Below are 9047 nucleotides of genomic sequence, written 5' to 3'. Positions count from 1 at the left end.
CAGAGCCTCACACACAAACTTCCTGACACCCTCCAACAAAAGCTGTTAAATCAACAGGGGAACTTCCTAGTAGCTCCACCGTGCCGTCGGACTTCACCAGCGCGGCGCTATCCCCATCATCTGCGTTCTCCCCTGGAAACACTGCAACGGTTCCGTCTGGGTGTACACATACCTCTACGTCCCAATCTTTGCCAGGATACGTCGAACAAACCATGCTGTAAGCACGGGTTGCAACATGCTTAATCAACACCAATTACTCCTAACAATTCATCCGTAGGTGTCAAATCGTCCGTGCGCATCATCGTCAGCGAACCCGCCTTCAACTTCTTCAACCGTTCGTCAACATTGATTAGTCCATCTGATGACTGGCCCTCATGACTTTGCTACGTGGAGGAATTTCAACAACCGCTACTGGCCAGCCCGCTACCTGGTGGACAAGCACGGCAACGTCCGGCAGATCGTGGAAGGGGAGGGAAGCTACGCCGAGACAGAAAAGCTCGTGCGTGAATTGCTTGTCGACGCCAACACCGAAGTCAACCTCCCCGAACCGGTCGAAGGCGGCGAAGCAGCAGGCGGTACAAAGGGCCGCAACCCGGAAACGTATCTCGGCACTGCGCGCGCCGAGTACACCAAGTAACCCGGTTACACCGACGGCGAGCACGACTTCGGTGAACCGCCCGCCCCAGAGCGCGGCATGTTCACTCTGAACGGGACGTGGATTCTCGAGGAGGAATCAGTGCAGACCACCAGTGGAGGACACCTGGACATCAACGTCTTCGCCAAGTGGGTCCAGCTCGTGGTTTCGGGTGAAGGAGAGATCGAAGTCGAGTATCCGGACGGTGCGACAAAGTCGTTCCCGGTCACAGATGGAACCCTCGACCTTGCGAAAGGCGACACGCCCACCGAGGGAGTGCTGCGCATCCGGCCCACGGCAGGCGTGAAACTGTATTCGTTGACCTTCGGCTAGGCAGAGACAACCTTGTCCAGCGCCTCGGCGAACCGCGCGACGGTGCCGTCGACATCGCCCCACTTGTCCAAGCCGAACAGACCGATGCGGAAGGTGGAAAAGCCCTCCGGCTCGCCGACCTGCAGCGGAACACCGCTGGCGATCTGGACGCCGGCCTGCTTGAACGCGGATCCGTTGGCCTGCTCCGGGGCGGTGGCGTACATGACCACGATGGAGGTGGCCTCGAAGCCGGGGACGGCGACGGAGACGTAGCCTTTGTCCGCCAGCAGCTTGCGCACCTTGGTGCCCAACTCGACCTGGTGGGCGGTGTACATTTGACGCGCATCTTCCCGTGCCCTACTGCTTCCCGAGTTGCTAGATGTTCCGGGAGCGATAGCGCCATGACCGCATCCTGCGGTACTTCTCTGGATTTACTTGCTGTCTTTAGCGGGAAGGTTTCTTTGCGCCGACACGTCGTGGACTTCAAGTTCAACGTCTAACGCCGGTCGTTAATGACGCTTCGCGTTATTGGGGGAGTAGGTTGAAGCGCGGTCCGTTCGTCCGTCGTGCGCCGCTCCGTGGTGGGGAGGAGTCCGATGGGGCGCGGGAATATGCCCATGAAGACGTAGGTCGTGTCCGCCTCGGGGTGATGCGCCGCTAGTTCGGCTCGCTTCCACGACAGAACGAGGAGCCGGCGCGACGATCGACGTGGACGACGGCTCCGCCAAGGGGACTGCTGCACGATCAGACAACAGCTTCAAATTCGTGCCACTAGGCGCCCCCGAACTGTATAGAGTGACGCCTACCGGGAGGGAGATTCGAGTGTCGGAAAGCGGACCAGAGAAGAGACTGAAGTTCTTCGGCCTCAGCGACTACGGAACCTTCTGGCAGGCCGACCGCCTCCTAGAGCTCGTCCGTGAATTCGATGCTACTCGTGGCGATCAGGGCATAAACGACATCGTTGAGTTGCATCATCTCGCGTTGTTCCTAGAACACAAAGTTCTCCCGAAGGACCTGGCCGAAGCAGAGCGAGACGCGCCTCTGGCACACGTCCCCGAGATCCGGGAAGTCATCGGCAGGTTTTTCGGCAAAGTGACTGACGCCACCTTCTCAACGCTCGTTCAGGACGTTGACTTTCAGTACCGCACAGACGTCCTCGATCTTCTCGGAAAAAACAAGGTCTTCGAGCGCTGCACTGACTCGATCGTGCTTGCTGCACTTCAAGAGCAGAGTTTCCACCCGCACGATCTGCTCTCATGCCAGGCACTCGTGCGTGCCTACGACCAGGAGATTCGGGCCCTGCTACTCGATGAGCCGCGCAATGCTGAGCTGCTTGCGCGGGAGTTCCTCCAGTCCGAGGGGCGGGATCCAATCCATCTTCCGAAGAGCTTCACTCCCGCGGATCAGCGTGGTCTGTTTGACCGCTACCTCGATGAGGAAGAGCCCAACCTCAACTTCGTCAAGCTGATCGCATCCGCACGAGCTGACAAGAACACCGGCGTCGATGCACGACTGAAGCTAAAGGCTCGTCGCAAGGTAGATGCGCTCACGAAGAAGATGTTCGAGTCCACGGAGGGGATCAAGACCGGCTGCGAAGTGGGCATCTCGGCCGATCAGGTCGAAGAGGTCGTCCAGTCTTTGGACGGCATGGTTGGCAAGTACTCCTACAGTCGAACCTGGCTCACGGAGAACCTCGACCACCCGACTATTCTGAATAACTTTGTTCACCTGTTCCAGTTCGCCAACGACCATATGCTCCTGGAACTCCCTTCCTACGGAGCGCAACTTGGCGTCTTCGAGCGGTTCATGGGTACGCCGGGCAAGGGCGACTACCGGACGGGGGCGGTGTTCAGGCTCAAGGATCAGGCGTCCTTGCTTCAGACCTTGATGTACGAGCGCTTCCTCAGCTCCGAAGGTATAGAGCTCGAGTCGGTCATCGCTTGGTTCTTCACGGACTACCTTGAGCAGGAGTTCGGTGCCAAGGGGCTGAAGTACCGCGCCTCCAGCCCGACCGCTACCTACCTTGAGAAGAGCCGCCATCTGTTCTCAGAGATGGAGAGCGTCCTCAAGCAGTTCACGCTGCATGTCGACTACGGCGAGGTTGACCCGGAGCTACTGACAATCACATCGGAGCAGCTTTCCTACGGCGACATCCCGAGTCAGGTTGTGGATAAGTACGCCTACGTTGCCAACAACGCGGACATCCAAGGAATTCAGCACCTGCTCTTCTCGGACCAATCCGGATTGGTGCACATCAGCAGCGATCTGGAGGCAGAGAGCTTCCTCCACTTGGTCATCGCCAATGACATCGCCTACGACCAGTTCCACGAGTACCAACAGCGCAACATCGACTTCCTGGTCGAGAAGGGCATCCTGACCGGAGATCGTGACCGAATTGCGTTTGCAAGCGCGCCACAATTGCATGTGCTCAAGGAACTCTGGGAGTACGAGGTGACGAGCTGTCTCCATCATTCGGCGGCCGGCCAGAAAGCCATTGACGAGATGGTGAGCGCCGGATGGCTGGTGCATCGATCAACGCTGCTCAGCGCCGCGGAGGTCAGCTACTTCAACTACTTCCTTAACGATAAGGAGTTCAGCAACGGACCTAGCCTGCGCAACCGCTACCTCCATGGATCACAGGCAGACGGTGACGACGACCGCGTTCACCGCCACACGTATCTAACAGCGCTCCGCCTACTCGTTGCGCTGGTCATCAAGATCAACGATGACTTCTGCCTGACGGATAACGCCGTGCTCGCGAAGGAATAGGGGCCGACCGCTGGCATGGTTGAGCCCTCTTCAGATCCCTAGTATGTGGCGTCTCAGCCGGGTTCCCTGCCGGCGTGATGGCGCGGTACCTCCTTCGTGGCGTCCTGCAGGCTGACCCACGTCGAGGGTGAGCCTGTGTCCCCTGATCAGTAGCGAGCACTGACCGTGGGGAGGGGGAGCACGTGAACCCCGTGTTCAGATGTACCTATGTGCCGGAACTCGGTGGAGTTTAGATTCAACGTGTGATCGACGGCCGATTATCGGGCACGCTGGACTTCAGTTCATCTGTGGTCGAGCGGCCCAGGCGTTGACATTGCATTGCTGCTCGGTGTGGTCGCCCGCAGCCACGACTGTTCCGTCGGCGCGCAGCCCGAGCGAGTGTCTCGCTCCGGCTGCGATCGCTGTGATGCCGGTCCATGACTGGACATCGCACTGGCCGAACTGGTTGTCGCCCGTTCCGAAGACCCTTCCGGTCTGGCTCAGCGCGGGCGTATGGACGGAGCCGGCCGCCACTGGGGTGATGCTTCTCCACGATGACACCTCGCACTGGCCTCTGCTGTCGTCGCTGACGGCGACGACGGTGCCGTCTTCGTGTAAGCCGACGGTGTGCAGGTAGCCGGCAGAGACCCCGGACACGTGTGTCCACCGGGCGACGTCGGTCTGCCCTCGCTGATTGTTGCCAGTTGCGAGGGCTGTGCCGTCGCGTCGAACTGCGATTGTGTGCCAGTCGCCGCATCCGATCTCAGTTGACCATGATCTCGCTGTAGATTGTCCTACGTGGGGGGCATGTGGTGGAGTAAAGATTTTCGACCTGACATCTGGCCGCAAGACAGGAAGGAGCCCGGACCGGGAGCACGATGCCTAATGATCCTCTCAACCTCGACAAGGTCGGCGAGTGGGCTGGCGTGTGGTGGCTGCCGGAAGCCCCTAGCGAGAAGGTCCCGGGTGTCCTACGGTACGACCCGGAAGATGGTCTCTCTCTGTCGCTGATCGGCACCTTCGAGGATCGGATCTTGACGACGGACTCGTCTGGATGGACTGCTGTTCACGAAGGAACCCGCACCTGGGAAGTCATGCACGGTGTGGCCGAGCTCAGGGAGATCACACTGCTCGGCTGTGTTCCTAGGAGCACCAGAAGGACCATGGGTGCGCGAGTGGCGAGCCCTGATAAGCAGACCGTGACCGCGACGGTCGCCATCATCGGCGCGCATGTCAGCGGTGACGCGGATCCGGCGTTCGCTAGGGCAGAAGTCTCAGTCGAGGATCTGAGTCTCTGGGCGGCGTCTTCTGTGTTCGATGGTTCCCTCGGGGCTCCCGACGGCAAGATCGACGGAACCGGGCGTATCTCGGTGAAGCCGGTCAAGGCGCAATCGGTCGTGGTCGACGACACTGAGTATCGCCTTCAGCACACGCACACGCTTCCATTCTTCGACCAGCGCAAGGGAGGAAGCGTCGGACGTGTGCGGGACACGGTGTCCATCTGCGTCGTGCCAGCCGAACCATTCTCTCTGAGTGTTGCTCTGCAGGAGGCGAGCCTGGTGCAGGACCTGATCTCCCTGGCGACGCATCGCGCGGCCGGAGTGATCTGGCTCCGACTGGAAGTTGCCGGGACCGAGTCGCACTTCCCTGATGGCCGCCCGCTGCCGCGCCGACGTGCCGATGTGCTCTACTCACCGGCCGCGCTTGGAAAACACGACGCGAAAGCCGTCGATCACCACCGAATGTTCTTCACCTGCGGCACGATCCCATTTGAGGAGGTCATGCCCCGATGGTGCGAGGCCCATGGCCGCCTGGAGGCAGCGACAAACATGATCTTGGGCTTGCGCTACGCACCGGCCCGTTTTGTTGAGAACAATCTTCTGACGGCAGTCGGTGCTGCCGAGGTGTTGCACCGCAACCTCCGCATCGACGAGAAACCGTTCCCCAACGCGGAGTTCAGGGCGATGCGAGAGGCGATGCTGGCGCAGGTTCCCGATGAGCACCGAAACAGGTTCAAGGGGGCGATCCGCAACGACCCGACCCTCCGTGATCGGCTCCATGCCCTCGCCGCGCGACCCGATCAGGAAGCGATCGCACAGCTCTTACCGGATGTCGACCATTGGGCGAAGTGGACGACGCGCGCCCGCAACGACCTCGCGCACGAGGGCAGAACGCCCAACCATTCCATCGAGGAGCTGATCGCCGTCGTCGAGGTGACGACCGCGGTCGTAATCCTCAACGTCTTGCACGAGCTCGGGTTGCCGGCGGAGCGACAGCGAGAGATCGTGCGGGAGCACCCGCAACTGAGGGCTACGTTCCGTACCGCTGCCGAATGGCTGGTTCCCTCACCAAACCCTTAGGTGCACTGCGATAGCCGCTACTTCGGAACCTCCGTGACGCTGCTGCCCGGTCGTTTAGTGCGGGACGCGTGTAAGCCTGCTCTATCGCTCGTTCGTTGAGTGCGTCATGGCGGGCGGGCGAGACGACCGGCTGTAAGTGGTGGCAGCGCGTCAGTGCCGCCTGGTGCGGCGGTGAGACGGGAGAATGTCGTCGGCCCTTAAGAACGCGGTGGAGTTCCGCTTCAATGTCAAAGCTCCATGTCGACGTGCTGCCGGGCCCGTTTCCCCCGGAAGCATGTCTGAGACCGTCATGACGCCTGAGACGCTTGCCCTACGCGGGATTCTCGTTGCGCGTCTTGACTAGTTCCAGGTGCTCATCGATCGGTACGGCGCGACCATCCCGAAGTTGTTCGGGTCCGTCGCGCGCGGCACCGCGTCTGCAGGATCGGACATCGACATCCTCGTCGGGATGGACCCTGCGGAGGGACGTCTCCTGATGCGTGCGTCTGGTCTGCTCGAGGAGAGTCGCGCTCTGTTCGGGCGCGATGGCATCGACGTGTTTCCTGCCCAGTTGCTCAGGCACCCGGTATCCGCTTCGACGCTCGCCGAGGCGGTGCCGCTGTGAGTCGCAGTCCGGCGAAGCCGTGAACCATCTTCCCGATGAGATCACCGGCGCGCACCCTGAGATCGTCTGGCCTCAGATTCGGGATTTCCGCAACATCCTGGTGCACCAGTATTTCGGCGTCGACATCGACGTGGTCCGCGATATCGTCGATACTCATCTGCCTCCTCTTGCCTAGGCGCTGCGGTGCCACATCTCTGCTAACTGACGGCGCGGCTCCAAAGGTTATTCGGCTACGGAACGTGGTCGAGTTTAAGTTCAATGTTAGCTAAGGGTCTTATTAAAAGCGTTTGGCAACACGCGCTCCTATTTACCTTCGTATCTCGCGAGACGCTGACGTGGATGGCCTCACCATCGACCGGCAGCGTCAGGACTGTGAAGCCATTGCAAAGCAGCGTGGCTTGGACGTTGGACATAGGACATAACTACGTCGATCAGTCCATTTCCGCGTCAAAGAAGAATGTGGCTCGCCCCGACTACGACGCCATGGTGGCATCCTTTGAACGCGGCGAAATCGACGCGATCATCTGCTGGGACCTCGAACTACCCGCCCCACGTCGGTGGGTAGTCCGATCAGTCGGACAAAACTACTCCCGCACCACAGCGTAATAAGGGGTGCACCTTAAAAACATCCGGAGGTGGGGGTAACTCCCCCTCGTTGCCCAGAGACAAAATACGCCAGTGGCGTCTGTACGACGAGCCGAAGGTAGGACAAATTCCAATCCAGAGAGGTCTTGCACTGTTGCGGTGCGGTTGTCTTTTTTCTCACCGTATTGGACCCTGCGAAATTAATTGGATACGATAGGCCCATGTTGATTTCAGGTTCCGTTTTCATGCGGCCGCTCACCAGCCGCTAAGGCGGTTTTCTCCCTCCCGCAGGTTAGAAACCGCTCCGGTCCTTTAGCCGGGCGGCCATTTGCCATGCCCGGCTCCGTTTCAACTCCACGGAGCACACCTGATGTCTACATACGGATACGGCCGTCACGAACATGGCCAAAATTTTCTCACAGACCACAAGATCATCAACTCCATCGTCGATCTTGTAAAACAAACCTCCGGCCCCATCATTGAGATCGGGCCAGGAAGCGGTGCCCTCACTCACCCGATATCCCACTTGGGGAGGGCAATAACGGCAGTTGAGGTAGACGCAAAACTAGCTGCCAAACTCACAAAAAAGACCGCCTCGGCGTCGGTCGAAGTGGTCCATGATGATTTCCTCAACTTCCCGTTACCCGCCACTCCCTGCGTCATTGTGGGAAACATTCCCTTTCACCTCACCACTGCCATTCTTCGAAAGTTGTTGCATGCGCCGGCATGGACTGACGCTGTACTCCTCATGCAGTGGGAAGTCGCTCGCCGCCGGGCCGGGGTAGGTGCAAGCACGATGATGACGGCTCAGTGGTCCCCATGGTTCACGTTTCACCTTGGTTCCCGAGTACCAAGGTCTGCTTTCCGGCCACAGCCAAACGTTGACGGGGGGATCTTAGTGATCCGCCGGGTGGGTGACCCGAAGATCCCGATAGAGCAACGCAAAGCCTTTCAGGCGATGGTGCACACCGTTTTCACCGCCCGGGGACGCGGGATAGGGGAAATTCTCCGAAGGGCAGGGTTGTTTTCATCACGTTCAGAGACACAATCATGGTTGCGCTCGCGAGGAATCGACCCCGCAACCCTACCTCCCAGATTGCACACCAGCGACTGGATCGATCTCTTCCAGGTGACTGGTTCCTCTCCACTGCGCCATCGGCCCATTTCACAATCGGGAAGTAGTCAACGCCCTCCTCAACGGAAAAATCGAGGCCGGCGGCGGTAATCCCCCCACCACCAAAACCGAAATCCACCAGTAGTAGTGAACGACCCATGTTCGTCTACCGTGAGCCGCGTTATGGCAGTGACGTGTTCTCGTCGGGCACAGTCATAGTTCCCGGCGTTGCCAGCGACAGGGTTCTACACCCAGCAGCGGGACCGATCAAAATCACCTGCACGGGGAACGACCCTGCTGGTGGTTTCGATTTTGATGAAAGCGAGGAGACATAGCCCCTCGCCAACTCCCCGTAGCTGGCGAACAGTAGCTCCTGGCGCTGGCGCTCGTTGGTGAGTTTGCGTGCCACATCGAAAGCCTTATCGACTTCCCGGTCCAAGTTGTTGTGAGCCTTGAGCAGAATTGGGTCCATCGATAACGGGTTGTAGTGCTCCGCGAGTGACCGCTGGGGGTGCCGCTCGCGTGCCCGCAGCACCAACTGTCCAGCGTCGATGATTCGCTGCTGCGCCTTCTCATCTAGTTCACACAGAGCTGGTCCGCAGTTGTAGCTCCCGATGTACTCCGAAAAACGGAAAAAATAAATAGTGGGGATACATGGCGGGATCAAGCGGTTAATGCGCCACGATTGAA

At 59.5% G+C, this 9047-nt stretch carries 10 protein-coding genes and 2 pseudogenes; 8 read left to right on the top strand and 4 right to left on the bottom strand.

Going from position 1 to position 9047, the window contains the following annotated elements:
- Nucleotides 1–361 precede the first annotated feature (361 nt).
- Together HMPREF3088_RS09080 and HMPREF3088_RS09075 are read left to right on the top strand one after the other, a co-directional pair.
- The gene (locus HMPREF3088_RS09080; protein ID WP_141759459.1) at nucleotides 362–637 is read left to right on the top strand and encodes a thioredoxin domain-containing protein; all 276 of its coding nucleotides are present in this window, start codon (nucleotides 362–364) and stop codon (nucleotides 635–637) included.
- Nucleotides 638–655: 18 nt separating this feature from the next.
- Nucleotides 656–967: pseudogene (locus HMPREF3088_RS09075) on the top strand (cytochrome c biogenesis protein DipZ); the annotation flags it as partial.
- Here the strand turns inward: HMPREF3088_RS09075 and HMPREF3088_RS09070 are convergent.
- Nucleotides 964–1281, bottom strand: coding sequence for a hypothetical protein (locus tag HMPREF3088_RS09070; RefSeq protein WP_070759609.1), 318 nt, complete (start codon nucleotides 1279–1281; stop codon nucleotides 964–966). The pseudogene HMPREF3088_RS09075 and the gene HMPREF3088_RS09070 overlap by 4 nt on opposite strands.
- 487 nt (nucleotides 1282–1768) lie before the next feature.
- On the opposite strand from HMPREF3088_RS09070, the gene HMPREF3088_RS09065 reads away from it, so the two are divergent.
- A complete protein-coding gene (locus tag HMPREF3088_RS09065) occupies nucleotides 1769–3715 on the top strand; it encodes a hypothetical protein (RefSeq protein WP_210401521.1) in 1947 nt (648 codons plus the stop codon).
- A gap of 276 nt (nucleotides 3716–3991) precedes the next feature.
- Here the strand turns inward: HMPREF3088_RS09065 and HMPREF3088_RS09060 are convergent, their stop codons facing one another.
- Nucleotides 3992–4351 carry an RCC1 domain-containing protein gene (locus HMPREF3088_RS09060; protein ID WP_246818144.1) on the bottom strand — a complete coding sequence of 120 codons (360 nt, stop codon included), beginning with the start codon at nucleotides 4349–4351 and terminating at the stop codon, nucleotides 3992–3994.
- 36 nt (nucleotides 4352–4387) lie between these two features.
- Nucleotides 4388–4543: pseudogene (locus HMPREF3088_RS10780) on the bottom strand (RCC1 domain-containing protein); the annotation flags it as partial.
- Nucleotides 4544–4572: 29 nt separating this feature from the next.
- Here HMPREF3088_RS10780 and HMPREF3088_RS09055 point away from each other — a divergent pair.
- The 5 genes from HMPREF3088_RS09055 to erm all read left to right on the top strand — a co-directional run bounded on the left by HMPREF3088_RS09055 (nucleotide 4573) and on the right by erm (nucleotide 8468).
- Nucleotides 4573–6054, top strand: coding sequence for an ApeA N-terminal domain 1-containing protein (locus HMPREF3088_RS09055; RefSeq protein ID WP_070759607.1), 1482 nt, complete (start codon nucleotides 4573–4575; stop codon nucleotides 6052–6054).
- Between the two features lie 430 nt (nucleotides 6055–6484).
- On the top strand, nucleotides 6485–6658 hold the full coding sequence (locus HMPREF3088_RS10775) for a hypothetical protein (protein ID WP_353935888.1): 174 nt from the start codon (nucleotides 6485–6487) through the stop codon (nucleotides 6656–6658).
- Nucleotides 6579–6833 (top strand): HepT-like ribonuclease domain-containing protein, encoded by a 255-nt coding sequence (locus tag HMPREF3088_RS10270; protein WP_081636726.1) that lies wholly within the window; start codon nucleotides 6579–6581, stop codon nucleotides 6831–6833. Before HMPREF3088_RS10775 ends, HMPREF3088_RS10270 begins: the two co-directional genes overlap by 80 nt.
- A gap of 83 nt (nucleotides 6834–6916) precedes the next feature.
- On the top strand, nucleotides 6917–7264 hold the full coding sequence (locus HMPREF3088_RS10770) for a recombinase family protein (RefSeq protein WP_016423160.1): 348 nt from the start codon (nucleotides 6917–6919) through the stop codon (nucleotides 7262–7264).
- 349 nt (nucleotides 7265–7613) lie between these two features.
- A complete protein-coding gene (erm, locus tag HMPREF3088_RS09040) occupies nucleotides 7614–8468 on the top strand; it encodes a 23S ribosomal RNA methyltransferase Erm (protein ID WP_070759605.1) in 855 nt (284 codons plus the stop codon).
- Nucleotides 8469–8538: 70 nt separating this feature from the next.
- On the opposite strand, the gene HMPREF3088_RS10570 is transcribed toward erm, so the two are convergent.
- Nucleotides 8539–9047: type IIL restriction-modification enzyme MmeI (locus HMPREF3088_RS10570; RefSeq protein ID WP_210401520.1), on the bottom strand; the 509-nt coding region annotated here is incomplete at its 5' end.

Origin of the sequence: Corynebacterium sp. HMSC22B11, from assembly GCF_001815965.1 — a bacterium.
Classification (GTDB): domain Bacteria; phylum Actinomycetota; class Actinomycetes; order Mycobacteriales; family Mycobacteriaceae; genus Corynebacterium.
Note: the sequence above shows the minus strand (reverse complement) of the source record. Positions and strands in the feature narration are given on the sequence as shown.